The organism is Rhodococcus chondri (genome assembly GCF_036327435.1).
GTDB lineage: Bacteria > Actinomycetota > Actinomycetes > Mycobacteriales > Mycobacteriaceae > Rhodococcus > Rhodococcus chondri.
Genome location: NZ_JAUZMZ010000043.1, coordinates 1 through 26,023, shown reverse-complemented (window position 1 = coordinate 26,023; position 26,023 = coordinate 1). Strand labels below are relative to the sequence as shown.

General features: G+C 66.9%; 28 protein-coding genes. 12 read left to right on the top strand and 16 right to left on the bottom strand.

Going from position 1 to position 26,023, the window contains the following annotated elements; translation table 11 throughout:
* Positions 1-25: 25 nt before the first annotated feature.
* From Q8814_RS09940 to Q8814_RS09925, 4 genes are all read right to left on the bottom strand, one after another.
* Positions 26-1,630, bottom strand: coding sequence for an MDR family MFS transporter (locus Q8814_RS09940; protein WP_330151845.1), 1,605 nt, complete (start codon positions 1,628-1,630; stop codon positions 26-28).
* Positions 1,627-2,091, bottom strand: a complete 465-nt coding sequence (locus Q8814_RS09935) for a MarR family winged helix-turn-helix transcriptional regulator (RefSeq protein WP_330151844.1) — start codon at positions 2,089-2,091, stop codon at positions 1,627-1,629. Before Q8814_RS09935 ends, Q8814_RS09940 begins: the two co-directional genes overlap by 4 nt.
* A 116-nt stretch (positions 2,092-2,207) precedes the next feature.
* Positions 2,208-3,476 (bottom strand): class I SAM-dependent RNA methyltransferase, encoded by a 1,269-nt coding sequence (locus Q8814_RS09930; RefSeq protein ID WP_330151851.1) that lies wholly within the window; start codon positions 3,474-3,476, stop codon positions 2,208-2,210.
* Positions 3,477-3,496: 20 nt separating this feature from the next.
* The gene (locus Q8814_RS09925; protein WP_330151843.1) at positions 3,497-5,497 is read right to left on the bottom strand and encodes an APC family permease; all 2,001 of its coding nucleotides are present in this window, start codon (positions 5,495-5,497) and stop codon (positions 3,497-3,499) included.
* A 198-nt stretch (positions 5,498-5,695) separates the two neighbouring features.
* On the opposite strand from Q8814_RS09925, the gene Q8814_RS09920 reads away from it, so the two are divergent.
* Both Q8814_RS09920 and Q8814_RS09915 read left to right on the top strand, forming a co-directional pair.
* On the top strand, positions 5,696-6,361 hold the full coding sequence (locus Q8814_RS09920; RefSeq protein WP_330151842.1) for a potassium channel family protein: 666 nt from the start codon (positions 5,696-5,698) through the stop codon (positions 6,359-6,361).
* Positions 6,362-6,395: 34 nt separating this feature from the next.
* Complete coding sequence (locus Q8814_RS09915) at positions 6,396-7,049, top strand: potassium channel family protein (RefSeq protein ID WP_330151841.1); 654 nt, start codon at positions 6,396-6,398, stop codon at positions 7,047-7,049.
* Here the strand turns inward: Q8814_RS09915 and Q8814_RS09910 are convergent.
* Together Q8814_RS09910 and Q8814_RS09905 are read right to left on the bottom strand one after the other, a co-directional pair.
* Positions 7,046-7,729 (bottom strand): DUF3159 domain-containing protein, encoded by a 684-nt coding sequence (locus Q8814_RS09910; protein ID WP_330151840.1) that lies wholly within the window; start codon positions 7,727-7,729, stop codon positions 7,046-7,048. The two genes, Q8814_RS09915 and Q8814_RS09910, sit on opposite strands and share 4 nt — an antisense overlap.
* A 62-nt stretch (positions 7,730-7,791) precedes the next feature.
* Positions 7,792-8,166, bottom strand: coding sequence for an OB-fold nucleic acid binding domain-containing protein (locus Q8814_RS09905; RefSeq protein ID WP_330151839.1), 375 nt, complete (start codon positions 8,164-8,166; stop codon positions 7,792-7,794).
* 134 nt (positions 8,167-8,300) lie between these two features.
* Between Q8814_RS09905 and Q8814_RS09900 the strand changes: the two genes are divergently transcribed.
* Positions 8,301-9,050, top strand: coding sequence for an alpha/beta fold hydrolase (locus Q8814_RS09900; protein ID WP_330151838.1), 750 nt, complete (start codon positions 8,301-8,303; stop codon positions 9,048-9,050).
* Here the strand turns inward: Q8814_RS09900 and Q8814_RS09895 are convergent.
* Positions 9,047-9,901 (bottom strand): DUF3710 domain-containing protein, encoded by an 855-nt coding sequence (locus tag Q8814_RS09895; protein WP_330151837.1) that lies wholly within the window; start codon positions 9,899-9,901, stop codon positions 9,047-9,049. The two genes, Q8814_RS09900 and Q8814_RS09895, sit on opposite strands and share 4 nt — an antisense overlap.
* Before the next feature lies 1 nt (position 9,902).
* Positions 9,903-10,373 (bottom strand): dUTP diphosphatase, encoded by a 471-nt coding sequence (gene dut, locus Q8814_RS09890; RefSeq protein WP_330151836.1) that lies wholly within the window; start codon positions 10,371-10,373, stop codon positions 9,903-9,905.
* A 100-nt stretch (positions 10,374-10,473) separates the two neighbouring features.
* Between dut and Q8814_RS09885 the strand changes: the two genes are divergently transcribed.
* A complete protein-coding gene (locus Q8814_RS09885; protein ID WP_330151850.1) occupies positions 10,474-10,938 on the top strand; it encodes a DUF3093 domain-containing protein in 465 nt (154 codons plus the stop codon).
* 70 nt (positions 10,939-11,008) lie between these two features.
* Here Q8814_RS09885 and Q8814_RS09880 read toward each other — a convergent pair whose 3' ends face one another.
* Entirely contained in the window at positions 11,009-11,311 is a 303-nt protein-coding gene (locus Q8814_RS09880; protein ID WP_330151835.1) for a DUF4193 domain-containing protein, read from the bottom strand.
* A gap of 369 nt (positions 11,312-11,680) precedes the next feature.
* On the opposite strand from Q8814_RS09880, the gene cei reads away from it, so the two are divergent.
* Entirely contained in the window at positions 11,681-12,364 is a 684-nt protein-coding gene (cei, locus tag Q8814_RS09875) for an envelope integrity protein Cei (protein ID WP_330151834.1), read from the top strand.
* Between the two features lie 129 nt (positions 12,365-12,493).
* Here cei and Q8814_RS09870 read toward each other — a convergent pair whose 3' ends face one another.
* Positions 12,494-13,390: an inositol monophosphatase family protein gene (locus Q8814_RS09870; protein ID WP_330151833.1), complete on the bottom strand. Its 897-nt coding sequence runs from the start codon at positions 13,388-13,390 to the stop codon at positions 12,494-12,496.
* A 111-nt stretch (positions 13,391-13,501) separates the two neighbouring features.
* Here Q8814_RS09870 and ppgK point away from each other — a divergent pair, with 111 nt between their 5' ends.
* Together ppgK and Q8814_RS09860 are read left to right on the top strand one after the other, a co-directional pair.
* The gene (gene ppgK, locus Q8814_RS09865) at positions 13,502-14,287 is read left to right on the top strand and encodes a polyphosphate--glucose phosphotransferase (RefSeq protein ID WP_330151832.1); all 786 of its coding nucleotides are present in this window, start codon (positions 13,502-13,504) and stop codon (positions 14,285-14,287) included.
* A gap of 133 nt (positions 14,288-14,420) precedes the next feature.
* On the top strand, positions 14,421-15,788 hold the full coding sequence (locus Q8814_RS09860; protein WP_330151831.1) for an RNA polymerase sigma factor: 1,368 nt from the start codon (positions 14,421-14,423) through the stop codon (positions 15,786-15,788).
* Between the two features lie 77 nt (positions 15,789-15,865).
* On the opposite strand, the gene Q8814_RS09855 is transcribed toward Q8814_RS09860, so the two are convergent.
* From Q8814_RS09855 to Q8814_RS09845, 3 genes are all read right to left on the bottom strand, one after another.
* Entirely contained in the window at positions 15,866-17,080 is a 1,215-nt protein-coding gene (locus tag Q8814_RS09855) for a cation:proton antiporter (RefSeq protein ID WP_330151830.1), read from the bottom strand.
* A 9-nt stretch (positions 17,081-17,089) separates the two neighbouring features.
* Positions 17,090-17,572, bottom strand: coding sequence for a cation:proton antiporter regulatory subunit (locus tag Q8814_RS09850; RefSeq protein ID WP_330151829.1), 483 nt, complete (start codon positions 17,570-17,572; stop codon positions 17,090-17,092).
* A 113-nt stretch (positions 17,573-17,685) separates the two neighbouring features.
* On the bottom strand, positions 17,686-18,030 hold the full coding sequence (locus Q8814_RS09845) for a DUF952 domain-containing protein (RefSeq protein WP_330151828.1): 345 nt from the start codon (positions 18,028-18,030) through the stop codon (positions 17,686-17,688).
* A gap of 282 nt (positions 18,031-18,312) precedes the next feature.
* On the opposite strand from Q8814_RS09845, the gene Q8814_RS09840 reads away from it, so the two are divergent.
* Positions 18,313-18,513, top strand: a complete 201-nt coding sequence (locus tag Q8814_RS09840) for a DUF7455 domain-containing protein (protein ID WP_330151827.1) — start codon at positions 18,313-18,315, stop codon at positions 18,511-18,513.
* A gap of 108 nt (positions 18,514-18,621) precedes the next feature.
* Here Q8814_RS09840 and Q8814_RS09835 read toward each other — a convergent pair whose 3' ends face one another.
* On the bottom strand, positions 18,622-20,352 hold the full coding sequence (locus Q8814_RS09835) for a DEAD/DEAH box helicase (protein WP_330151826.1): 1,731 nt from the start codon (positions 20,350-20,352) through the stop codon (positions 18,622-18,624).
* A gap of 219 nt (positions 20,353-20,571) precedes the next feature.
* Here Q8814_RS09835 and Q8814_RS09830 point away from each other — a divergent pair, with 219 nt between their 5' ends.
* Positions 20,572-21,840 (top strand): YihY/virulence factor BrkB family protein, encoded by a 1,269-nt coding sequence (locus Q8814_RS09830; protein WP_330151825.1) that lies wholly within the window; start codon positions 20,572-20,574, stop codon positions 21,838-21,840.
* A 15-nt stretch (positions 21,841-21,855) separates the two neighbouring features.
* Here Q8814_RS09830 and Q8814_RS09825 read toward each other — a convergent pair whose 3' ends face one another.
* The gene (locus Q8814_RS09825; protein WP_330151824.1) at positions 21,856-22,092 is read right to left on the bottom strand and encodes a DUF3039 domain-containing protein; all 237 of its coding nucleotides are present in this window, start codon (positions 22,090-22,092) and stop codon (positions 21,856-21,858) included.
* 73 nt (positions 22,093-22,165) lie between these two features.
* Here Q8814_RS09825 and Q8814_RS09820 point away from each other — a divergent pair, with 73 nt between their 5' ends.
* The 3 genes from Q8814_RS09820 (at position 22,166) to Q8814_RS09810 (ending at position 25,207) form a co-directional block, all read left to right on the top strand.
* Positions 22,166-22,525 carry a DUF3099 domain-containing protein gene (locus Q8814_RS09820; RefSeq protein ID WP_330151823.1) on the top strand — a complete coding sequence of 120 codons (360 nt, stop codon included), beginning with the start codon at positions 22,166-22,168 and terminating at the stop codon, positions 22,523-22,525.
* Positions 22,526-22,585: 60 nt separating this feature from the next.
* Entirely contained in the window at positions 22,586-24,064 is a 1,479-nt protein-coding gene (locus tag Q8814_RS09815; protein WP_330151822.1) for a DUF7782 domain-containing protein, read from the top strand.
* Between the two features lie 180 nt (positions 24,065-24,244).
* Positions 24,245-25,207, top strand: coding sequence for a sigma-70 family RNA polymerase sigma factor (locus tag Q8814_RS09810; RefSeq protein ID WP_330151821.1), 963 nt, complete (start codon positions 24,245-24,247; stop codon positions 25,205-25,207).
* 86 nt (positions 25,208-25,293) lie between these two features.
* Here Q8814_RS09810 and Q8814_RS09805 read toward each other — a convergent pair.
* The coding region (locus tag Q8814_RS09805) for an acetate--CoA ligase family protein (protein ID WP_330151820.1) at positions 25,294-26,023 on the bottom strand (730 nt) is incomplete at its 5' end.

Genomic DNA, 26,023 nt, shown 5'->3' with positions numbered 1-26,023 from the left:
ATTGTGCACCTGTTCGTGCCGGCACTCACAGTTCGGAGCGCTCGTCGCGGGATGCGACGGGAGGCGCTTCCTCGACGATGTCGATCGTGGTGCGCAGCGTCCGGTTGGGGATGAACACCACCGCGACGAGGGTGACGACGGCAAATCCCGCTGCCACCAGGAACAACATCCCCGTCCCGTCGCCGTACGCCGTCTGGACGACCTCCGCGACGGGTGCGGGAAGCGCCGCGAGGTCGAGGTTGCTTCCGCTGCCGGCGGACCCCGGATCGATGCCGAGCTTCGAAAAACCTTCGGCGGACAGGGTGACCACGCGGCTGGCCAGAATCGATCCGAGAACCGAGACGCCGATGGCACCGCCGAATGTGCGGAAGAACGCCACCGAACTGCTGGCCGCGCCGATGTCACGCACGCTCACCGTGTTCTGGACCGCGAGCACCAGGTTCTGCATGAGCATGCCGGTGCCGAGGCCGACGATCGCGATATACACGCTGATCAGCGTCAAGGATGTGGCGTGGTCGATGGTGCCGAGCAGGGCGAAGCCCACGAGTTGAAGCACGGCACCCGCGACGATGAAGGACTTCCATTTGCCGAACCGGGTGATGAGCTGCCCGGACAGCATCGAGGAGACGAGCGTCCCGGCAACCATCGGGATGGTGAGCAGGCCCGCTGTGGTGGGGCTGTATCCGCGGGCGGTCTGGAAGTACTGGCCCAGGAAGGTGGTGGCGCCGAAAAGGCCGACACCGACCGCGACGGACGCAATGATCGCCAGCGCGGTGGTGCGTTCGGTGACGATCTTCAACGGGATGACCGGATCGGAGACCTTCGATTCCACCACCACCGTCGCGACGATCAGACCCAGTCCGGCGACGACGTAGGCGGCCGACTCGAGCGAGAACCAGTCGTAGTAGCCGACCTTGCCCGCAAAGGACACCCAGATCAGCAGCACACTGACTCCGGCGGTGATCAGCGTCGCGCCGAGCCAGTCGATGCTCACGTTCTGCTTGCGTATCGTCTCGATCTTCAGGGTGCGCTGCAGCAGGATCAGCGCGACGACCGCAATCGGGACGGACACGAAGAAGCACCAGCGCCAGCCGAGGCCGTCCACGATGACGCCGCCCAGAACGGGGCCGCCCGACATCGCGACAGCCATGACGGCACCCATGTAGCCGGAGTAGCGGCCCCGCTCACGGGGCGGAATGATGCTGCCGATGATCGCCACGACCAGTGCGGTCAGCCCGCCCATGCCCACGCCCTGCACGACGCGGGCGGCGAGCAGAACTGGAACGTTGTGGGCCAGGCCCGCGATTACCGAGCCGGCGACGAAGATGACGATGGCCAGCTGCACGAGCAGCTTCTTGTTGAACAGATCCGAGAGCTTGCCCCAGATCGGCGTGGACGCCGCGTTGGCGAGCAGCGCGGTCGTGATCACCCACGCGTATTGCGTCTGCGAGCCCCGGAGGTCGGCGATGATCGTCGGCAGCGCGGTTGCGACGATGGTGCTGCTCAGCAATGCCGTGAACAGGGCAGCGAGCAGACCCAGGAGAACCTGCAGGATCTCGCGGTGGGTGAGGGGTTCGGTGCGCGGCGCGCCGGCTGACGGCGCCGCGGTCTCCGAAGCGGCGGTGCTCATGAAGAAGTCCTTTGCGGGGTGGAGCCGGCGATGGGGGCCAGCGTGGAATTGAGGCGTCCGACGACTGCGAGCGCCTCGACGACCTGCTGTTGATCCCAGTCGGTGAGCTCGGCGGTCAGGCGCTCGGTGCGTCGTTCCTGGATGGTCCGGAGAATCTCGCGGCCATCGGGAGAACAGCTGACGAGGTGAGCGCGCTTGTCGTTCGGATCCGGATGCCGGTCGACGAATCCACGATCGACGAGTTCGCCGATCTGCCGACTGAGGGCCGATTGGCTGACACAGATCTCGGCGGCGAGTTCACTCGGCCGGCACTCCCCCGTGCGCGCCAGGAGAAACAGCACCCCTGTCAGCGCGGAAGGAAGAAGGTCGCTGTCGTGGTGTACGAGGGTGGTACGCAGGGTTCGAGCGAAAAGGAATATCGCGTCGACGAGCTCGCGCGCCGTGTCGGGCTGGACAGCCACGGAACCTCCGAATCCAAAAGAATTTGATTACGGCATGCAACTATACAGTTAGTTGCGTACGTCAAGCAAATACTTTTCGGGCCGGACCGCCGGCGCTCGGTGGGCCACGCCGGATGTCAGCGCGTGAACAGTCCGAGGCACTCCACATGGTGCGTGGACGGGAACGCCGCGAACGTCCTCAGATCTGCAAGTTGGTAGCCGTGCCCCCGGTACAGGCCGACATCCCGCCCGAATGCCGCCGGATCGCACCCGACGTGAATCACCCGGCGCGGTCCGGCCGCCGCGATCGCCGCGACCACGTCCTTCCCTGCTCCCGCACGCGGCGGATCCAGAACGACGATCTGAGGTGCGGGCAGATCACCGATCAGCAACTCGACGCGCCCGTGCCGGAAGTGCACTTGCGGCAGGTCCGCGAGCGCTTCCATCCCATCGTCGACGGCGGACCGAGCGGACTCGACCACCTCCACCCGCCCCGACGGGCCCACTTGCTCGGCGAGCGCTGCGGCGAACACTCCGGCACCGCCGTAGAGGTCCCACACGGTACTTCCCGGTGCCGCGTCGGCCCACTGTGCCACCACCGCCGAGTACGTCTCCGGCGCACCCCGGTGTGCCTGCCAGAACCCCGTCGTGGTCACGTACCACTCTCGCGACCCCACCCGCTCGAGCGTGCGGCCGGAGCCCTCGATCACCTTCTCCGCGCGAGGGGCGTTCGCTGCGGCCCGGCGCGCCGAGGCCCCCCGCCGTCCGGCGCTGCGATGACCCGTGCGCGACACCGACGGCGGCGCGATTTCCACGACATGCCGGGCACCCGCGTCATCGAGCACCACCTGCAACTCGGAACCGGGCTGCCATACCCGGTCGGCGAGCCCGAGATACGCGCGCACCTCGATCTGCGGGCACGCGAGTTCCGGCACCACGTCGTTGCTCCGGTACCGCCGATATCCGGGATTCCCTGCCACGTCCACCGCGAGCCGTACCCGGGTGCGCCACTTCGTGCCGTTCGGTGCGCCGCCGGGCAGATCCTCGACCACGACATCACGCTCGACCCCGCCGAGACGCCGCAATTGCTCGGCCACCACCGCGGCTCCGATACGCCGCTGGGCGGGCATCGACGCATGCGAAAGATCGCAGCAACCGGCGCCTCCCGGCCCCGAGATCGGGCAGGCCGGGTCGACGCGGTCCTCCGACGGCTGCAGCACCTCGACCGTGTCGGCGAAACAGTAGGAACCTCCACGGTCTTCGGTGACCAGCGCGAAGACCCTCTCCCCCGGAAGCCCGTGTCGCACGAACACCACCCGGCCGTCGTGCCGGGCGACGCAGAACCCACCGTGAGCCGGGTTGCCCAGCATCAACTCGATCCGCCGACCGGACCAGTCTGTGCCCACACCCTGACGTCCCTGCCGACTCACCGTTGTTCCTCCTGATTATCAAGCCCACGACGCACCGAGCCGGGCGCCGAATCGATCCGTTCCCGAGGTGCTCGCGCCGACGAGCGCAGCTGCCACGGCACGCTGGTCACCATCACACCGGGCTGGAACAGCAACCGGCTCTTGAGCCGCAGTGCACTCTGGTTGTGCAAGATCTGTTCCCACCAATGCCCCACCACATACTCCGGGATGAAGACGGTGATCACATCGCGCGGTGAATCACGTCGCACTCTGCGGACGTAGTCGAGCACCGGACGCGTGATCTCACGATACGGTGACTCGACGACCTTGAGCGGAACCGTCAGGTCGCTCTTCTCCCATTCGCGCACCAACATCCGGGTGTCGTCCTCGTCGACGTTGACGGTGATCGCCTCGAGCGTGTCCGGGCGGGTCGCTCGCGCGTAGGCCAATGCGCGCAAGGTCGGCAGGTGCAGCTTGGATACCAGCACAATCGAATGCGTGCGGCTGGGAAGAACCCCGTCCCACTCGGCGTTTTCGATCTCGGCGGCGACGCTGTCGTAGTGGCGCCGGATCGCTTTCATCACGACGAAGATCGCAGCCATCACGACCACCGCGATCCACGCGCCCGCCGCGAACTTCGAGACCAGCACGACCACCAGAACGGTGGCCGTCATCACCAGTCCCACCGTGTTGACGGCACGGGACCGCTGCATGCGCCCACGCACGGCGGGGTCGGTCTCGGTCGCCAGGTGACGCGTCCAGTGCTTGACCATGCCGGTCTGGCTGAAGGTGAAGGCCACGAACACACCGACGATGTACAGCTGGATCAGCTTGGTGACCTCTGCGTCGAAAATCCACACGAACGCGATTGCGCACCCGGACAGGAACACGATGCCGTTGCTGAAGGCCAGCCGATCACCACGGGTGTGCAGCTGGCGGGGGAGGTACCGATTCTGCGCCAGCACCGACGCGAGCACCGGGAAACCGTTGAACGCCGTGTTCGCGGCCATGACGAGAATCAGCGCCGTCACGGCCGTGATCAGGAAGAATGCCGGCGGCAGGTCAGCGAACACCGCATGCGCGATCTGTGCGACGAGCGTCTTCTGCTCGTACCCATCCGGCGCGCCGCGCAGTTGGGTTTCGGGGTGTTCCGCGACCACCACGCCGAGCCGGTCGGCGAGAAAGATCACTCCGAGAAACAACGTCACGGCAATTGCGCCGAGCAGCAACAGAGTCGTTGCCGCGTTGCGCGACTTGGGCTTCCGAAACGCGGGGACTCCGTTGCTGATCGACTCCACACCCGTCAGCGCGGCACACCCGGACGAGAAAGCCCGCGCCAGTAGGAAAACGAAAGCGATCGCAGTCAGGTTCTCCTGCTCGGCGACAAGCTCGAAGTCGGCCGACTCGGCGCGCAGATCCTTGTCGAAGACCAGCAGTTGCAGTGCGCCCCAGACCAGCATCACGCCCATTCCCGCCATGAACGCGTAGGTGGGTATTGCGAACGCCGTGCCCGCTTCCCGCAGACCGCGCAGATTCACGGCGGTGAGGATCGCGATGGCGAGGACCGCGAACAGCACCTTGTGCTGCGCGACGAACGGGACGGCGGAGCCGATATTCGCAGCTGCCGACGCGATCGACACCGCCACGGTCAGCACGTAGTCGACCATCAGGGCGCTGCCCACCATCAGACCCGCAGACGGTCCGAGATTCGTCGTCGCGACTTCGAAGTCGCCGCCACCCGACGGATATGCCTTCACGTTCTGGCGGTAGCTCGCCACGACGACGAGGAGGACCACCGCCACCGCCACACCGATCCACGGTGAGAACGCGTACGCCGACAGACCGGCAAGCGAGAGGACGAGGAAAATCTCCTCGGCCGCGTAGGCGACGGAGGACAACGCATCCGAGGCGAAGACCGGCAGCGCAATCCGTTTCGGCAGCAGGGTGTGCCCGAGCGTATCGCTGCGGAACGGCCTACCCAACAGCACCCGCTTCGTGGCGGTCGAAAGCTTGGACACCCGCAAAGCCTAAGCCGTATCCCGACACGGATCTGCACATCGTCACCGGTGGCCCGTTCCGCGGCCCGGGACCGTGCGGTGGGCGCCGCACGAATCCGGCCCGCCGGGCCCCGGCGGACCGACGGGAGCGGTACGGTTTCCGTTCGGCGGCCCGTACACGGGCGGCCGCAACGGCTGTGTGACGAACGGAGTTCGACGGTGTATGTGGTGGTCATGGGATGTGGCCGGGTGGGGTCGTCCGTGGCGACCGCACTCGTCCGGCTCGGGCACGAGGTCGCCGTCATCGACCGTGATCCGGGTGCGTTCCTGCGTCTGGGCGCAGACTTTCCCGGGCACACCGTCGTGGGCATGGGGTTCGATCGTGACGTGCTGATCCGGGCCGGAGTCGAGCGCGCCGACGCGTTCGCTGCCGTGTCGTCGGGCGACAACTCCAACATCATCTCGGCGCGGGTGGCTCGGGAGACGTTCGGGGTCGAACGCGTGGTCGCCCGGATCTACGACGCCAAGCGTGCCGCCGTCTACGAACGTCTCGGCATCCCCACGGTGGCGACGGTGCCGTGGACGACCGACCGGTTTCTGCACACCCTCACCCACGAAAGCGAAACCGCGCGCTGGCGCGACCCGACGGGCTCCGTCGTGGTGGTCGAGGTGAACCTGCACGAAGACTGGATCGGGCGCCGCGTCACGGACCTCGAAGCAGCCACCGCGTCGCGGGTCGCGTTCCTCATCCGCTTCGGCGCGGGTGTGCTGCCCGACCGCAAGACGGTCGTCCAGGCCGATGACCAGGTCTACATCGCCGCAGTGTCGGGTACCGTCGCCGAGGCGATCGCGTTGGCGGAAAGTCCCCCGGCCGAGGAGAACTGAGCCGGCCGGTAACCGTAGAGCGAGAGGAACGTCGTTGAAGGTCGCGATCGCAGGCGCGGGGGCGGTGGGACGCTCCATCGCGCGCGAACTCATCCACAGCCACCACGAGGTCATGCTCGTCGAACGAAAACTCGATCACATCGACCCCGAGGCGGTTCCCGACGCCAAATGGGTGCACGGCGACGCGTGCGAGTTCAGTCTCCTCGAAGAGGCCGGACTCGAACTCTACGACGTCGTGATCGCCGCCACCGGCGACGACAAGGCCAATCTGGTGCTGAGTCTGCTCGCGACCACCGAGTTCGGTGTGCCGCGTGTGGTGGCGCGTGTCAACGACCCGCGTAACGAGTGGCTGTTCGACGAGTCGTGGGGTGTCGACGTCGCGGTATCGACCCCCCGGATGCTTGCCTCACTGGTCGAGGAGGCGGTCACCGTGGGAGATCTCGTACGGCTGATGACCCTGCGCACCGGTGCCAATCTGGTCGAGATCACGCTGCCCGACACGACCTCACTCGCCGGCAAGCCGGTCCGCAAACTGCAACTGCCTCGCGACGCCGCGCTCGTCACGATTCTGCGCGGCGGCCGGGTGATCGTGCCGCAACCCGACGATCCCCTCGAAGGGGGTGACGAACTGCTGTTCGTCGCGTCGGTCGAAGTCGAAGACGAATTGCGGGCAGCGCTCGGGCTCTAGTCCTTCTCCTGCGACCGATCCGGACCGCCGGTTCCGGAGTCCTCACCGCTGATATGTGACGCGGCGGCCGGCGCCGGCGGTTCGACGATCCGATCCGCCTTGCGCACGGCCCACAGCGTCACCAGCAACACCATCGCTGTCAACGGCCAGCCCATACCGATCCGCGCCGCCGCAAGCCAACCGGTCTCACCGGAGTCGTAGAGATGGTTCTGTACCAGGTAGCGGGCCAGAAACACCAGCGACCAGGCGAGCGTTGCGACGTCGTAGGCGCGGACGGCGTCGCGGTGCGATCGCCACCGCGCGCCCTGGCCGTTGAGCATTCCCCAGATCACGCCGACGAGCGGGCGTCGCACAAGCACCGAGAGCACGAATGCTCCGCCGTAAACCAGGCTGGCGTAGATGCCGAAGAGGAAATAGCCCTTGGCGTCGCCGGTGCGGTACGCGATGAACGCGCACACCGCTACACCGATGAATCCCGAGATCGCCGGCTGGATGGGCGTTTTACGCGCCAACCGCCAGATGAGCACCCCGCACGCCACCGCGATCGCGGTCCAGATCGCTGCGGTCAGACCCCACAAACTGTTGGCGGGGACGAACACGAGGACCGGCAGCGTCGAATACACCAACCCGCTGAGCCCACCGAGTTGTTCGAGTATCGTCTGTCGGCCGTTGTCGCTCACTCCTACGAGAGTGCCACACTCACGCAACCGCGGATTTCTCCCACGGCGGCCGCCCGAGGGGGTCAGGCCGGGTCGCGCAATTCGTAGTACGGGTTGTAGATCACCTTCGCGCCGCCACGCTCACCGACCCGCCCCCGCACCAGGAGGGTTTTTCCCGTCTCGATTCCGGGGATGCGCCGCCGTCCGATCCACACGAGCAGGATGGAATCGGTGCCGTCGAAGAACTCGGCCTGCACCGACGCAGTCGCCTTCGAGCAGGCTTCGACACTGCGGAGCCGGCCGAGCATGGTCACTTCCTGACCCCGTGAGCATTCTGCCGCGGGACGAGCCCCGGCCGCCTGGGAGGATTCGGCCATCTCCTCGGCGTCGAGTTCTTCCAGATCTTCGGTCAACCGGCGGGTGAGCCGACGGAAGTAGCCGACCGTGGCGGATGCCATAGCGCACTCCTGAAACGGATGGGCACGGGTCCCGTGCCGCAGGTATCCTTCGCTCGCCACTGTAGACCCAATCGTGGCAAGCACAACCGGACCCACCCCGTCGGGCGATCGCGCCGGTTGGGCAGGATCTGGGCATGCTTCATCAGCCCGGTTGCTCCAGGTCGCAGCCGCTCCCCGCCTGTACCGCTGTCGTCCTGCCCGGGACGGGTTCGGACGCGCAGTTCGTCGATCGCGCATTCCGTGGGCCGCTGCACCGTCATGGAATCGACACGATCGCCGTCGAGCCCGATCCCCGACGCATCGTCGCGAGTTACCTCGATGCAATGGACACGGCCGCCGCGGACGGGCCGATCCTCGTCGGTGGTGTCTCGATCGGCGCGGCAGTGGCACTCGATTGGGCCCGGCGCAGACCCGGCCGGACCGTCGGCGTCCTCGCGGCGCTTCCCGCCTGGACGGGTAACCCGGACGACGCGCCCGCCGCGGCGATGGCGCGCTGGACGGCCGGACAACTTCGCGCCCACGGTCTCGAGGCAGTGACCGCGGCGATGAGGGAATCGAGCCCGGTGTGGCTCGGGGCCGCGCTCACCCGATCGTGGCGCGCACACTGGCCCGACCTCCCCGAAGCCCTCGAGGAAGCCGCGAACTACCACGCCCCGGACGTCGACGGCCTACGCACGATCGGTGTTCCGGTCGGCATCACCGCGGCGGTCGACGACGCGGTGCATCCGCTGAGCGTCGGCCGGCAATGGGCGGCAGCACTCCCGTGTGCTGCGCTCGAAACCATCGAACTCGCCGATATCGGCGCGGATCCGTCGGTGCTCGGCGACCGCTGCCTCGTGGCACTCGACGAGGCGCGCTCGGTGTCCGCTGACGCTCGGCGCTAGAAGCCGAGTTGCTGCATCGCCGATCCGGACTCTCCGCGACGCGGACGAGGCGGCTGCGGCGCGGGCTGGGGCTGGGGCTGGGGCGCGGGCTGGGGCGCGGGCTGCCGAGCGGCTGCCTGCTCCCCCGGCTGCACCGGCCGACCGCCCTGCTGCGCTGCTTGCTGGGCCGCGAGCTGCTGTTGCTGTTGCTGCTGCGCGGCGGCCAGCTGCTGGGCGAGCGCCTGCGGGAGCACCACCGGCAACGGCGTCCGCACCGGGTGCGGCTCCGTCCCCCGCCGCACCACGGTATCGGCGAGAACCGAATGTGCGGCGGCCACGAGCGGGGAGTCGCCTCCTGCCGCGCCCACAGGACCCGCAACGACGCAGCGGATCATCCAGCGGTAGCCGTCGACTCCGATGAAGCGCAGGTCGGCGTTGGGCGTCGCCCCGTGGAGCTCGCGGCCCCAGGGACCGGTCTCCATACTTACCGTCGCGTTGTCGTTGCGGAGTGTCTCGGCCAGTTCGGCAGCCACTTCGCGCCACTGTCCCGGCGACTTGGGTGCGGCATACGCCGAAACGGTGATCCGGCCGTGCTGGGTCACCAGGTGAACCGCCTGCGGGTTTCCGGCCGGAGTCATCTCGACCTGGATCTGCCCACCCGCCGGCACCGGAACGAGGACCGAACCCAGATCGAGCCTGGAGGTACCGAGATCTTCCTCGGCGATCTCGTCGATGTCGTACGGACCGCCGTCGCGAGCGGCGTATTCGTCCTCGGGGTCGAACGCGGCGTCGCGGGCGTGCGCGCCGAACTCGTCCTGCACGCCGGCGCCCTCGCCGTCGGTTCCACGATTCTTGCGGCGTCGTCCGAACATGTCAGGAACCTTCCTTCACGAGACCGGCGTGCCCGCCGCTCGACCCGTACCCACCGGCGCCGCGCGTGGTGTCGTCGAGTTCGTCGACCTCCACGAAGTCGACGAGCTCGACCCGCTGCACGAGAAGCTGCGCGATGCGATCACCCCGGCGCAGTTCGACGGCGCGCTCGGTGTCGTGATTGATCAGGCAGACCTTGATCTCGCCGCGGTATCCCGCGTCCACGGTGCCCGGAGTGTTGACCACGGACAGGCCGAACTTTGCGGCGAGCCCGGATCGTGGATGGATGAGACCGACGGTACCGATCGGCAATGCGACGGCGATGCCCGTTCCGACGAGAACCCGATCTCCGGGTTCGATGACTACGTCGACTGTGGTGCACAGGTCCACACCGGCGTCTCCGGTGTGAGCGCGGCTGGGCAAGGGGATCTCCGGGTCCAGGCGCTGGAGCGGGATCGCGGGAAGGTCGGTCACGTGCACCGAGACTACCCCTGCACCGGTCGGGACCGGTCCGGAGGCGACTATCCTGGCCGGTGTGTCTGAATCCTCTCGCTCCGGAGCGACCGCCGGCCGGATGACCGCTTCCCCGACGTATTCCGAACGGCTGTGGGTGCCGCTGTGGTGGTGGCCTATCGGTCTGGGCATCGCGGCGCTCCTCGCCGCCGAGCTCCACATGGGTGCCCCAGGGTTGTACGCGTGGTTGCCGTATGCGCTCCTGCTGCCCATCGCGGTGTGGTCCCTGGTGTGGTTGTCGCGCCGTCGGGTGGAGGTACGCGACGGCGAGCTCATGGTGGACCGTGCGCATCTGCCGGTCGATGTGATCTCCCGAGGGGTGGCGGTGCCCGCGTCGGCCAAGAGCGCCGCCCTCGGCCGTCAACTCGATCCCGCCGCGTATGTGCAGCATCGGCCCTGGGTCCGAACGATGGCACTGATCGTTCTCGACGACCCCGACGACCCGACACCGTACTGGCTGATCAGCACAAGGCGGCCAGCAGAATTGCTGGCCGCCTTGGGTTGTGCCGACACGTCGAAGGGTTGACCGACCGGTCCGATCGCGATGGATGACGCCTCCGGAGACTGCGGACTCGCGCCGCAGTCACCGGCAGGGGTCAGGCCGCGCAGTCGCGGCAGATGAGCACGCCGTTCGCGTCACTTGCAAGCCTGCTCCGGTGATGCACCAGGAAGCAGCTCGAACAGGTGAACTCGTCGGCCTGCTTGGGCACAACTCGCACCGACAGCTCTTCTCCGGAGAGATCGGCTCCCGGTAGCTCGAAGGATTCGGCCGTGTCCGATTCGTCGACGTCCACCACAGCGGACTGCGCCTCGTTTCGCCGTGCTTTCAGTTCTTCGAGTGAGTCCTCCGACACATCGTCGCTCTCGGTCCGCCGCGGTGCGTCGTAGTCAGTCGCCATTTCCTCTTACCTCTAGTCCTTGTTCAGGTGCTCGACCGGAACACTGTCGGTGCTCTCGGCCAAGGCAACGCCTGACTGTTTACTGAAAGTTCCCGCAAGTGCGTCCGAGTCTCGGACATACTCCGAAAACTCCGTTTTGGAGCCCTCTCGCCTCGCTGCCGAACGACCGGGGCCGCCGAACAATAGCCGAAAGCTCGGTCGAATACGCAACCGATTCACGTTTCTCCGTAAATTGACGAGCAATTGTCACCAACACCACAGCAACCCGAGACATTCCTGACTTTGCCCGCCTGCGCCGAGGCATTCCCGGCGACCTCTACAGTGAACTGCGCCAGTTCAGACGGCACCGGATACGAAAGGCAGGTCGGCGTGGTTTCCCTGATCACCGAAGGCAGCGCGACGGACAAGCGCGGCCGGCGCTTCCCGCGGCGCCGCGTCGTCCCGGCGGCGGTCGCCGCAGTCGTCCTGGCCGCAGGAACGATCGTCGTGTGGGCTTCCGCCTTCACCTCGTCCGAGCCCGTCGCCACCACGGTCACGTGCAATGCTCCGCCGCAGGCTGCCATCGAACCGGACGGCCCGGTGCCGGCCCCCCTCGGCGAGGTCGTCGACCGATCGGTGCTGCTCGAGGTGGAACCGGCTCCCCTCGCCGCAACCCGTGTGCGGGTGTACAACGCCAACGGACAACGAGGTCAGGCGACACATGTCGCTGCTCAGCTGGGCGATTACGGCTTCGCGAGCGCACCGGACGTTCAAGCCGGCAACGACCCCGTCTACGTGGATCAGAACATGCAGTGCCAGGGACAGATCAGGTTCGGCGCCGCGGGACGGGCTGCCGCGAGCGCAGTGTGGCTTGCGGCTCCGTGCGCCGAACTCGTCCAGGACGGCCGCGAGGACGACACCGTCGATCTCGCCCTCGGTACGTACTTCGACGACATCGCGCCCAGCGCGGATGCCGAAGAGGTACTGAGGTCTCTCCGGGAGGTACCGGCGGGCGAGCAATCTGCGCCCCTGGACATCGACCTCCTCGAGGCTGCGCGCACCGCGCGCTGCTGAGGATCGGTTCGCCCATTCGACACAAATTGACCGAATTGACCGGAATGCCGATTTCATCGGTTGTTCCGGTTACACGTCACATTCGGTTCGAATATTCGACCCGGCCATAGACGTGCGGTGCCGGAACATTCAATCGGGCAGTGCGGCGTCCGCTCCTATTTCGACGAGAAGCTCGTCGAGCGCAACAGCCACACCCGGCGCGGCAGCCACGGTGATCTCCCCCTCACCGCCGAACCCCCGCGGGACCCGCACCGACGCTCCGGCCTCGGCCGCAATCAGAGCGCCCGCGGCCCAGTCCCACGGATTGAGTCCGTGTTCGTAGTGGGCGTCAACACGCCCCGACGCGACCATGCACAGATCCAGCGCGGCCGCGCCGATGCGGCGGATGTCTCGTACCCGCGGTAGCAATGCGGCGACCAGCGAGCCTTGCCGGGCCCTGCGTCCGGGCGAATACGAGAACCCGGTCGCGACCAGCGCGAGACCGAGGTCGGTCACAGGATTGCAGCGCAGTTGCGTCACCACTCCACCCCCGGTCGTGAGAGTGGCTCCCTGTCCCAGAGCCGCCGAATACGTGTCCCCGGTCGCGATGTCGACGACCGCGCCCGCCACCGACTGTCCGGCGACCTGTGCCGCGACCGACACGGCTGACGCCGGAATGCCGTAGACGAAGTTGACGGTCCCGTCGATGGGGTCGACGACCCAGCACACACGCGTGTCGCCGGGCCCCGTCGTCTCCTCGCCACCGCTCTCTTCGCCGAGAAACGCGTCGCCCGGCCGCACCTCGCTCAGCCGACCGCGAATGAGTTCCTCACTTTCGGTGTCCGCGACGGTGACGGGATCGGTGGCGGTGGACTTGGTGCGCACCGTCCCGTCTCCGGCCGCGGAGCCGTGCCCGGGGCCGAACAGTTCCGCGCGGCGGGTTCGGGCGTGAGCTGCGGCCTCGCGCGCGACGGCAACGGCGACGGTGCGGAGTTCGGATGGATCGCCGGACCACACGATCGACTCCGGATCGGTTGTTTCGAACACCTGCCCATCCGAACACACGTTTCCCGCTCACACCACTGCACCAGCGATTCGCACTATCGTGACCTCGGAGCGGCTGCGGTCGGGATGCACACGGCAGGAAGTGAGCGCGTGATGAGTCAGCAAACACCGTCGGCGGCGCCGGATTCGGGAGAGCTGGGGTTCGGCGTCGATGTCGGCGGCAGCGGCGTGAAGGGCGCAGTGGTCGACCTGCGTACCGGCCGGCTGGTCGGGGATCGGATCAAGATCCCGACCCCGCAACCGTCGACGCCCGACGCGGTCGCCGGCACCGTCGCGGAGATCGTCGACCGATTCGGATGGACCGGCTCGGTGGGTGTCACCCTGCCCAGTGTCGTCACCGGCGGAATCGCCCGGTCGGCCGCGAACATCGACGCTTCGTGGATCGGTGTGGACGCGCATGCGCTGTTCGCCGATGCGCTCGGAGGCCGGGAGGTCTCGGTGCTCAACGACGCGGACGCCGCGGGAATCGCCGAGGACCGTTTCGGAGCCGCGAAGGACTCCGACGGAGTCGTCATCCTGCTGACCTTCGGCACCGGTATCGGCTCTGCGGTCCTGCACAACGGCGTGCTGTTGCCGAATACCGAGTTCGGGCACATGGAGGTCGACGGCAAGGAAGCCGAACACCGAGCGGCATCGTCGGTCAGGGACAAGAACGAGTGGTCCTACAAGCAGTGGGCCAAGGAGGTATCGCGGGTACTCGAACGCTTCGAGGCGCTGCTGTGGCCCGATCTGTTCATCGCAGGCGGCGGAATCAGCCGTAAGCACGACAAGTGGATACCGCTGCTGACGAACCGCACGCCCGTCGTTCCCGCCGAACTACGTAACGCCGCGGGCATCGTCGGGGCAGCGTATGCAGCGAAAACGGGCGTCGCTCCCTGAGTCCCGCACATCGGTAGTCACAGAGATCGTTACAATGGTGCACAGCCGGCTGGAACCGGCCTGATCCCGACAGACCTCTCCGCCGGAACTACTCTGGCGCGACGCCGCACTACCTCGTCACGAAAGGGCGTACGTGGCAGCCACCGACATCCACACCGCTGATCCACAGAAGGAATCGGCACCCGCCGCAGACGCCGCGGATGCCGCGGGCCCTGCGGACTCTGCGGCCGGCGCCGCACCTACCACGAAACCGCCGGCGAAGAAGACCGCGGCCAAGAAGGCTCCCGCCAAGAAGGCCGCGGCGAAGAAGGCCCCTGCCAAGAAGGCCGCGGCCAAGAAGACAACTGCGAAGAAGGCGGGCGCCAAGGCTGCGGCCAAGGGCGACGGCGAGGAAGATTTCGAGGCTGCCCCCGAGGCCGATCTCGCCGACATCGACATCCCCGAGGGCGACATCGTGGCCACCGAAGAGGTCGCCGTCGAGGACGAACCCACCGACAAGGACAAGGCGTCGGGCGATTTCGTCTGGGACGAAGAAGAGTCCGAGGCGCTGCGTCAAGCACGTAAGGACGCCGAGCTCACTGCGTCCGCCGACTCGGTTCGCGCCTATCTCAAGCAGATCGGCAAGGTGGCCCTCCTCAACGCGGAAGAGGAGGTCGAACTCGCCAAGCGCATCGAAGCCGGTCTGTATGCCACGTTCCGGCTCCAAGAACTCGCCGCCAAGGGCGAGAAGCTTCCCGTGGCGCAGCGTCGCGACATGAACTGGATCTGCCGCGACGGTAACCGTGCCAAGAACCATCTGCTCGAGGCGAACCTGCGTCTGGTGGTGTCCCTCGCGAAGCGCTACACGGGCCGCGGCATGGCTTTCCTGGACCTGATCCAGGAAGGCAACCTCGGTTTGATCCGTGCGGTCGAGAAGTTCGACTACACGAAGGGTTACAAGTTCTCGACCTACGCCACGTGGTGGATTCGTCAGGCGATCACCCGCGCCATGGCCGACCAGGCCCGCACCATCCGTATCCCGGTGCACATGGTCGAGGTCATCAACAAGCTCGGTCGCATCCAGCGTGAGCTGCTCCAGGATCTCGGGCGCGAGCCCACCCCGGAGGAACTCGCCAAGGAAATGGACATCACGCCGGAGAAGGTGCTGGAGATCCAGCAGTACGCGCGTGAGCCCATCTCCCTGGACCAGACCATCGGTGACGAGGGCGACAGCCAACTCGGCGACTTCATCGAAGACTCCGAGGCTGTTGTGGCCGTCGATGCCGTCTCGTTCACGCTGTTGCAGGATCAGTTGCAGTCCGTGCTCGAAACACTCTCCGAGCGCGAAGCGGGCGTCGTCCGCCTGCGGTTCGGCCTCACCGACGGTCAGCCCCGCACGCTCGACGAGATCGGCCAGGTCTACGGCGTGACGCGCGAGCGCATCCGTCAGATCGAGTCGAAGACGATGTCGAAGCTGCGGCACCCGTCGCGGTCGCAGGTACTGCGCGACTACCTCGACTGATCGTTCCGCTACGACACGAGGGCCACCCGTCACGGGTGGTCCTCGTTCTCGTTTCTGTTCCCTCGCCGATGCGCCCGCTACAGGAGATCAGGTTCGTCTCCGGGTGTTTCCAGCACCCGGGACGGCCGCGTGAGCCGTGGCTTCGCTGCGCGTATCACCGGTTCGACGACACGTGCCGCGACGGGTCCGAGCACCGCGGTGATCATCACGTAGGCAGACGCGATCGCGGCGAGACGGCTGTCGACCTGACCCGAAGAGACGGCCAGTCCCGCGATCACGATGGAGAACTCCCCGCGGGCGATGAGAGCGGCGCCCGCGCGAGCTCGGCCCATCCGCGCGATACCGTGCTGCCGCGCCGCGATCCAGCCGGTGGCGAGCTTGGTCAGGGACGTCGACACTGCCAGCAGGATCGCCCATCCGAGCACCGGCGGTATTGCCGTGGGATCGGTGTTGAGTCCGAAGAACACGAAGAAGATGGCCGCGAACAGATCCCGCAGCGGCTCGAGGACCCGCGTGGCGTTGTGCGCCGTCGAACCGGAGATCGCGATGCCCAGAAGGAATGCGCCGACGGCGGCCGAAACCTGCAACGCGGAGGCAATCCCCGCAACGAGCAGCGCCGCGCCGAGCAGCTTGAGCAACAACGATTCCCGGTCCGGGCTGTCGAGTACGAGCGCGACGTAGCGACCGTATCGGATCACCAGCACGAGCACGACGGTAACCAGGCCGAGGGAGATCGCGACGGCTTCGAGCCCACCGAGAATGCTCACACCGGTGAGGACCGCAGTCAGGATAAGTAGGTATACCGCCATCGTGAGGTCTTCGAAGACGAGAATCGACAACACGACCGGTGTTTCCCTGTTGCCGAGACGCCCCAGATCCTGGAGTACCTTCGCGACGATGCCCGACGACGATATGTAGGTCACTCCGGCGAGCACGAAGGCACCGATCGGACCGAGCCCGAGCACCAGCGCGACGACGGCGCCCGGAGTCGCGTTGAGGATCAGGTCGAGCATCCCGGCGGTCCGTGAACTGCGCAGACCGGTGACCAGTTCGCCGGCGGTGTACTCCAAGCCGAGGAGCAGGAGGAGCAGCACCACACCGATCTCACTTGCCAGGTGGCTGAATTCGCCGATGTCGCCGAGCTGGATGAATCCGCCCTTGCCGAAGCACAAACCGCCGACGAGGTAGAAGGGGATCGGCGACATGCCGAACCGCGCTGCCACTCGACCGAGTAGGCCGAGCACGAAGAACACCGCGCCCAGTTCGATGAGCGCGAGCGTCGTCGAGTTCATCTGCCGATATCAGCCGTTGCGCAGGATTCTGGCGGCGGCGTCGAGGCTCTCGGCCGTACCGACGGCCACCAGGATGTCACCCCCGGTGAGGACGAAGTCGGGTTTGGGAGAGGGGGCGACCTGCCCCGCACGCATCACCGCGACGACCGACACCCCGGTCCGGGTGCGCAACGCGGTGTCACCCAGCACCGCACCGTCGAATCGGGATCCCTCATGGATGTGGAGTTGGCGCGTGACGATACCGGGAAGGTCACGGTGGTCCTCCTGCAACTGGGCGACGAGTTGCGGCGCGCCGAGCAGGTTGCTCAAGGTCGCCGCCTCCTCGATGGTCAGAGGCAGCGAGGCGGCACATGCGTCGGGATCGTCGACCTTGGAGATGATGAGGTCGGAGTGGCCGTCCCGATGGGTGATGACTCCAACGCGGCGCCCCGACCCCAATTCGAAGTCCTTGCGCACGCCGATTCCCGGCAGCGGCGTCACATCAACGTTCATCTCGCAAGAGTAGGACCGTCTGCCGACGCGTGTATGTCCGGTGTTCCCGCGAGGTCCGGATTGCCCTTTTTCCCGGATGGTAGCGAGGCCGCAACGCCCCTCCCACCCAGTTGTCACAGGGCGGCGAAGTTCCCGTCCTCTCCCGGCAGGTAGGGCGTGACGTCGACCACGGCACCGACCGGCAGCGGTCCGTAGAGGTGTGGGAAGCGCATCGACTGCGGGTCCTCCGGCACGCCGGGTTCGTAACGCACGGGGTCGGTCAACCGGTGCGGATCGATGTGCAGCAGCATGAGATCCGAGCGGCCGGCGAAGAGACGGTTGGCCGGCAGATGCACCTGCTCGCGAGTGGACAGGTGCACGAATCCCACCTCGATGAGCGAGGCGGGCGTCACGCTGCCCTCACGTGTTGCCCGTGCCCAATCGGTGCGCGTGCAGATATGGAGGAGACGGTCGGTCATGAACTCATTGTCGGGCCGACCGGACGCGTACACGAGCCGTACCGCTTACCGGCACCGCGCGGGAGGCGATCCGGCGCTGCGCTGTAAGCGAACACCCGCGGAAGCAAAGCAGCACGTCGGGGCCTTTTCCCAGCTCGATGCGTGAATCACGCCACGAATGGGCACTCCAGGGAACAACACGTGAATGCGAATCGTCTGACAGAGTAGATCCACCGCGCCACCCCGGTGCGGCGGACCAGACCCCAGGCAACCGATGTCGACGGTGGCCAGTTTGGAGGAGTCATGCCCGGTACATTGACCAGCCCGAAGTTGACCGCCGCCGACAGGTGCGACCGGTGCAATGCCGCCGCTCGCGTTCGCGCCGTTCTTCCGACCGGAGGCGAACTGTTGTTCTGCGGTCATCACGCGAACGAACACACCGATCGGCTCCGCGAACTCGGTGCCACGATCGTGACCGAGTCGGACGCCGACGTCACCGTGTAATCCGCCGTCCGGAACCGGACGGTTCCGGAACCCGACCGAAGCGGGCGACCACATCTCGTGGTCGCCCGCTTTGCTGTTCGTTCCGGACCGGCAACGAAGCCCGGCAAGTCACCAACTACGCAGCACGGCGATGCGGTCCCGAAGCTGTTCGGCTGTGGCCATGGCAGTGGGGGGTCCGCCGCACTGCCGGCGAAGATCTCCGTGGATCACTCCGTGCGGTTTGCTCGTGCGGTGATGCACGACTGCGACGAGCGCATTCAATTCACGACGCAACTGCGCGAGTGTGTCGGCCGTCGCTGCGCGGTCGGCGACCTCGGGCGGCGGCGCTGCGGGGGCCGCGTCAGGTTTCGGCTTGGCGAGCTGCTGCGCCTGACGTTGCCGGAGGAGCGCGCGCATCTGATCCGCGTCGAGGAGACCGGGCAGACCGAGATAGTCGGCCTCTTCGTCGCTCCCCGAGAACGTTGCGGTGCCGAACGAGGAACCGTCGTAGATCACCTGATCGAGTTCGGCATCGGCCCCGAGGGACGTGAACGCCTTCTCTTCCTCGCCGGGCTCGTCCTTGCGCCGGTTGGCGTCCGCGAGAAGCTCGTCGTCGAAGCCTTCCTTCTCCCGGTGCGGTTTGCCGAGGACGTGATCGCGTTGCGCCTCGAGCTGACTGGCCAGATCGAGCAGGACGGGCACCGACGGCAGGAACACGCTCGCGGTCTCGCCCTTGCGGCGTGCACGCACGAACCGGCCGATCGCCTGGGCGAAGAACAACGGCGTCGAGGCACTGGTGGCATAGACACCCACCGCGAGCCGCGGCACGTCCACGCCCTCCGACACCATGCGCACCGCGACCATCCACCGCTGGGTGCTGCTGCTGAACTCGGAGATCCTCGCGGACGCGGTCGGATCGTCGGACAGCACCACCGCCGGAGGCTCACCCGTGAGCTGTTCCAGTGTCTTCGCGTAGGCGCGCGCCACGGTCTGATCGGTGGCGATGACGAGGCCGCCGGCATCGGGCATGCCGCCGGCGCGCAACTGTTCGAGGCGTGTGTTGGCAGCGCCCAGCACGGCCGGCACCCATTCCCCGGCGGGATCGAGTGCGGTGCGCCACGCACGGGCGGTCTGCTCCGCGCTCAGCGGTTCGCCGAGGCGGGCGGTGAACTCCTCCCCCGCGCTCGTACGCCACCGTGCCTCGCCGGAGTAGGCAAGAAATACGACGGGCCGGACGACGCCGTCGCCCAGCGCATCGGAGTAGCCGTACGAATGATCGGCCTTCGACTGCATCAGACCGTCGTCGTTCGGTTCGTACGTGACGAACGGGATGGCGCTGTCGTCGCTGCGGAACGGAGTTCCGGTGAGCGCGAGGCGACGGGTCGCGTCGTCGAAGGCTTCTCGGATGCCCTCGCCCCAGCTCTTCGCGTCGCCACCGTGGTGGATCTCGTCGAGGATCACCAGGGTGCGACGCGTCTCCGTCCGGACCCGATGTTTGAACGGGTGCGACGCCACCTGGGCGTAGGTGACCACAACGCCCTGGTAGTCACTCGACGTCTGCCCGGTGGAGTTGGTGAAGTTCGAATCGAGCGCGATTCCGGCGCGCGCGGCGGCCGAAGACCACTGGTGCTTGAGGTGCTCTGTGGGGGCGACCACGGTGATCTGGTCGACGGTGCGATCGCGGAGAAGTTCCGCTGCGACGCGCAGCGCGAAGGTGGTCTTACCGGCGCCCGGCGTGGCCACCGCCAGGAAGTCACGAGGTTTCGTTGCCAGGTACTTGGTCAGAGCGCGGCGCTGCCAGGCGCGTAGCTGTCCCGCCGGGGCGGAGGTTGTAGCTTGTCCGACGGTTTCGGTGCTCACCGTTTACTCGTGCTCCTTGTCCGCTTCACTCGAATCGATCGCCGAAGACATCGTCTGCCCGGCCGCCGACCGTCATGCAGCCTATCGCTTCCCGGCGCGGTTACATGCTCCGAACCGCCCGGGCCACGGACGCGGGCAGCGGCGTTCGTGGCAGAATTCGCCTGGCACACCGACCAGTGGGCACGCATCCGAGCGTGTCGTCAGGAATGCTGGATGTACATGGACGACACACCCCGACCCCCCGCGCACCGGCCGCGCCCCCGCCTTCGGCGGGCGTGGCGTCGCTGTGGGCAGGTGCTCGGCCATACCGCGGAGAAGGCGTGGGACGACTCCATCTTCAGCAAGGCCGCGACCGCAGCCTTCTGGCAGACGTTGTCGTTGCCTCCACTGCTGCTCGGATTGCTGGGCAGTCTCGGCTACGTGGGCGGATGGTTCGGACCGGACACCGTCGACATCATCATCTCCAAGACCGTCACGTTCACTCGTACAGCGTTCAGCGAAAGTGTCGTCGATCAAATCATCCAGCCGACCGTCGAGGATGTGCTGAGCCGCGGGCGCGCCGATGTGATGTCGCTGGGATTCGTACTGTCACTCTGGGCGGGGTCCTCGGCAATCGCCACCTTCATCGACTCCATCGTCGAAGCCCACGGTCAGCAGGACCATCGGCACCCGGTGTGGCAGCGTCTGTTCGGTCTGCTGCTGTACGTGATCTTTCTCATTCTCGCCGTGTTCACCCTGCCGCTGGTCGCGCTGGGCCCGACCCTGATCGGGCGGTTGCTCCCGGAGTCCTGGTACGACCTCGGCTCCCGGATCCTCGACCCCTTCTACTATCCGGCGGTCGGCCTGCTCCTGCTGGTGGGTCTGACCACCCTCTACAAGGTGGCCCTGCCGAAGTCGTTGCCGTGGCACCGCCTCCTCGGAGGCGCATTGCTCGCGGGCGCGTTCTTCCTGGCCGCGAGCGTGGGTCTGCGCTGGTACCTGAAAGCGGTTACCGAAACGGGTTACACATACGGCGCGCTCGCAGCGCCGATCGCATTTCTGTTGTTCACCTTCTTCCTGGGGTTCGCGGTGGTTCTCGGCGCCGAGTTCAACGCCACGATCCAGGAATTCTGGCCCGCTCGGGCCACGCGAATGGAACAGCTTCGGGAATGGCTCGCCGCGCAGTCGGAGAAGGAGCCCTCACCGGAAGAGCGCACCATCACCAATCTCACCCGGCGTCTTTCCGCGGCTCCGATCAGGCTGTCCGACCTGATCCGGGTCGGCGAGCGGCAACCGGATGCGTGTCCGATCGACGCGAAGGCACCCCTCGACACGGAGTCCGGCGCCGCGGAGAGCAGCGATGCGCACGGCCGGACCGGCGACGACGGTGACATCGCGCCCACACATGCAGCGTCGGCCGAGGAAACCTCAGCTTCCCCGGCCGATGAGCTCCCGACCCGGCCGTCCCCCACCCGTGGGGGCGATCTGCGGACGCCCCGCGGTCGATAACGCGGGGCGGATTCGTCAGTCGCCCTTGCGAAGGCCCTCGTAGACCTTCTTGCATTCGGGACATACCGGCGACCCGGGTTTCGCCGACCGCGTTACCGGAAACACCTCGCCGCAGAGCGCGACCACATGGGTACCCATGACGGCGCTTTCCGCGATCTTGTTCTTCTTCACGTAGTGGAAGAACTTCGGGGTGTCGTCCTGGGTCGTTTCGTCGGTGGTGGTATCCGGCCGTTCCTTGGTATCCGTACTCACGGTTCCATGATGCCGCACGAACGCCACCGGCGCGTACGTGCATTCGATGTCCCATCGTGGGAAGGTAGGAGATATGCCAAGAACTCCAGGTTTCGGTGGATCCCCCGAGAGTGGATCGCCCGATAACCCGGTTCTGATCACAGAGGCCGCCGCGTCTCTCGAAGACCAGCACCGAGCGCGGGTCCGCAAATACTTGACGCTGATGTCATTCCGTATCCCTGCCCTTCTCCTCGCGGCGGTGGCATACGGCATGTTCGCCAATCCGTGGATTTCGATGGCCATCATCGGTGCGTCGATTCCCCTGCCATGGATCGCAGTCCTCATCGCGAACGACCGCCCGCCGCGCGCCAAGGACGAGCCCAGCCGCTGGGACGGCCGGCGCGACGACATCGCCGCACTCGAGGCGCGCGAGCACCGCATCATCGACAGCTGAGCCCGGCACCTCCCTGCAGCACCCTGCCACCGCGTAGGCGGGGCCTGCGAGAATGCTGCGGTGGACCGAGACCTGCTCCTGTCGATCTGCCCATCCCTGCGTGCCGCCGTGCAGCGATGTCGATACGACACCGACACGGTGCGCGCTCTGCTCGGACCCGACGCGCATGCGGCACTGGGACGCAGCGAACCGGTGCCGGCGCGCCGTGCGTCGGCGCAGGCGGGTGATCTGGGTGTGCTCGTACGGTTGTTCCTGATTCAGGACACCTGCTCCGTGGCCGAGGTGTCCCGGGCGCTGGCGCCCCTCGCGGTGGGCGATGCGGTCGCGGCCGGTCTGCTCGAACACGACGGCGAGGGACTCCGCGCCGCCCTCGACCTGCGCCCGCTCGACGCCGGGACCGGCACCCGATGGGTGCTCTCGGATCTGGACGGCTCGTTCCGCCCGACACCGACCCGCGACGATCACGTCCTGGGTGTGGGCCAGGCGTCGCTGTCGCTGTTGCAGGCCACCCCCACCGACCGGGTGGCGACGGTGCTCGACCTCGGCACCGGCTGTGGTGTGCAGGCCGTCCGAGCCTGCGACTACAGCGATGCGGTCACTGCGACCGATATCAACCCCCGCTGTGTGGCGCTCGCAGCCGCAACCGCGGCCTTGAACGAACTCGACATCGAGTTCCGCGAGGGATCGTGGTTCGAGCCGGTACAGGGCCGCCGCTTCGACCGCATCGTCGCGAATCCCCCGTTCGTGGTGAGCAGCGGCCACGTCGAACACAGCTACCGGGATTCGGGTCTCGACCTCGACGGCGCAAGCAGACTCATGGTGTCGCAGGCTGTCGACCATCTGACCCCGCGCGGTACCGCCGCCATGCTCGCGTCCTGGGTGCACGTGGAAGGCGAGGACTGGCGGGCGCGAGTCGCGTCGTGGTTGCCTTCACACGGTGTGGACGCGTGGGTTGTGCAGCGCGATGTCGCAGATCCGGCACTCTACGTCGGGACGTGGTTGCGCGACGGTGACGCCGACCAGCGCGACCCTGCGGTCGCGGTGCGTGCCGAGGAATGGCTCGACCACTTCGCCTGCCACCGGGTCGAAGGGGTGGGATTCGGTTTCGTCTACCTGCGCCGTACCGAGCATCCCTCCGATGTGCTCGCCGAGGATCTCAGGCACGGGTTCACCGATGCTCTCGGTGACGAGGTAGACGGATACTTTGCGCGCCTCGCCTGGCTCCGTGACCACGACGTGCGCGATGCCCGGTTCACCGTGCGGTCCGACACCGCACTCGAGCGCATCTACCTGCCGGGCGAGGAGGGTTGGCGGCAGGAGGTCGTGCGGGTCCACCGCGGCGATGGTCCCGCCTGGCAGCACGAGGTCGACGACCTGGCGGCTGCGCTGCTGGCCGGGATGCGTGAGGACGGCTTACCGCTCTCGGATCTGGTGAGCCTGCTCGCCGCAGCGCACGACGAAGACGAGGATGTCCTCGAAACGCACGCTGTGTCGTTGGTACAGGGGTTGGTGCGGCACGGACTCATCGAACCGGTGTGATCGGAAGCCGGGACGCAATCACGGTTCCCGATTGCGGCATCGTGGTGAATCTCTCAGCAACTTCTCAGGACTGCAGCGGGTTTCTGCAGGTCAAGACGGTGGTATCCGGATGGCCACGGGAACTTTCCCCGCACTCCGGGGCGTTGAACCTGTGAGACACCACCGATGAGGAGGCACGTCATGGCACGCCCCGAGAGAACCGCTCGCGTCGATTCCGATATCGACAGCCAGAGCCCCGCTGCGGATCTGGTCCGCGTCTATCTGAACGGCATCGGCCGCACTGCACTGCTGACCGCCGCAGACGAGGTGGAACTGGCCAAGCGGATCGAGGCCGGCCTGTACGCGAAGCATCTCCTGGAGACGAAGAAGAGGCTCTCACCGGCGAAGAAGCGCGACCTCGCGGTTGTCGTCCGAGAGGGACAGGCAGCCCGGAGCCATCTGCTGGAAGCGAACCTGCGTCTCGTGGTGTCGCTCGCAAAGCGCTACACCGGGCGTGGGATGCCGCTGCTCGATCTGATCCAGGAGGGCAACCTGGGTCTCATCCGCGCGATGGAGAAGTTCGACTACGCGAAGGGTTTCAAGTTCTCGACCTACGCCACCTGGTGGATCCGTCAGGCCATCACGCGCGGTATGGCAGATCAGAGCCGCACGATCCGGCTGCCCGTCCATCTCGTCGAGCAGGTCAACAAGCTCGCCCGGATCAAGCGGGAGCTGCATCAGCAGCTGGGCCGTGAGGCCACCGACGACGAGCTGGCGAGCGAATCCGGAATCCCGGTCGAGAAGATCGCCGACCTGCTCGATCACAGCCGCGACCCGGTCAGTCTCGATATGCCCGTCGGCAACGACGAGGAGGCGCCGCTCGGCGACTTCATCGAGGACGCAGAGGCCACATCCGCGGAAACCGCTGTGATCGCGGGCCTGCTGCACAGCGATGTGCGGAGCGTGCTCGGCACCCTGGACGAACGCGAGCAGCAGGTCATTCGGTTGCGGTACGGCCTCGACGACGGCCAGCCGCGCACTCTCGATCAGATCGGCAAGCTGTTCGGTCTGTCCCGCGAACGAGTCCGTCAGATCGAACGCGAGGTCATGGGCAAGCTCCGCGAAGGGGAACGAGCAGAACGTCTCCGCGCATATGCCAGCTGACCGGGCGCGTCAGCGGTAACAATCCCCGAGAACCGGGCTGGGTTCTCGGGGATTGTGCTGTCTGCGACCTTGCGGTCACGCGTGGTTCACCGCAGCCGGCGCGGTCCCAGATCCAGTGGATGCGGTTCGGGGCCGATCCGGACGTGCGCGTCCGTCAACTCGGCGCCGGAGGACGACGCCAGCAGCGGCTCACAGACGAGTTCACGCACCTCCGGAAGATCGTCGGCAAGCGCCGAGATGCGCTGAACGAACTCCACGATGGCCGATTTGTCGACGGGTGCCGCATTGCGGTAGCCCGAGAGCAACGGCGCGGCTTTCGGCGCATCGATCAATTCGATCGCTTCGTCCTCGGTGAGCGGTAGCACCCGATAGGCCCGGTCGCCGAGCAGATCCGAGATCACCCCGGCAAGGCCGAACGAAATCAGCGCACCGAACGACGGGTCGTCCTGTACCCGGATCGCGCACCCGATGCCCTTGGAGGCCATCTTCTGCACGTGCATCAGCGGATCTCCCGATGCGGCCGCGAGATCGCGGTAGGCGCTCCTGACGGCCTCTGCGTCGACGAGGTCCAAGCGCACCCCGCTGAGGTCGGGACGGTGCCGCCACTGCGCGCCGGTGGCCTTCACCGCCACCGGCAGCCCGATTTCCTCGGCTGCTTCCACCGCGTCGTCTTCGGTTGTCACGGTTCGGAACTGCGCGACGTGAACGCCGTAGCATCCCAGCAGCAGCGCGGCTTCGGTGTCGGACAGGTACCGGCCCTCCGGCGAGGTATCGAGCCAGCCGTCCACGAGGGCACGGGCCCGTTCGGGATCCATC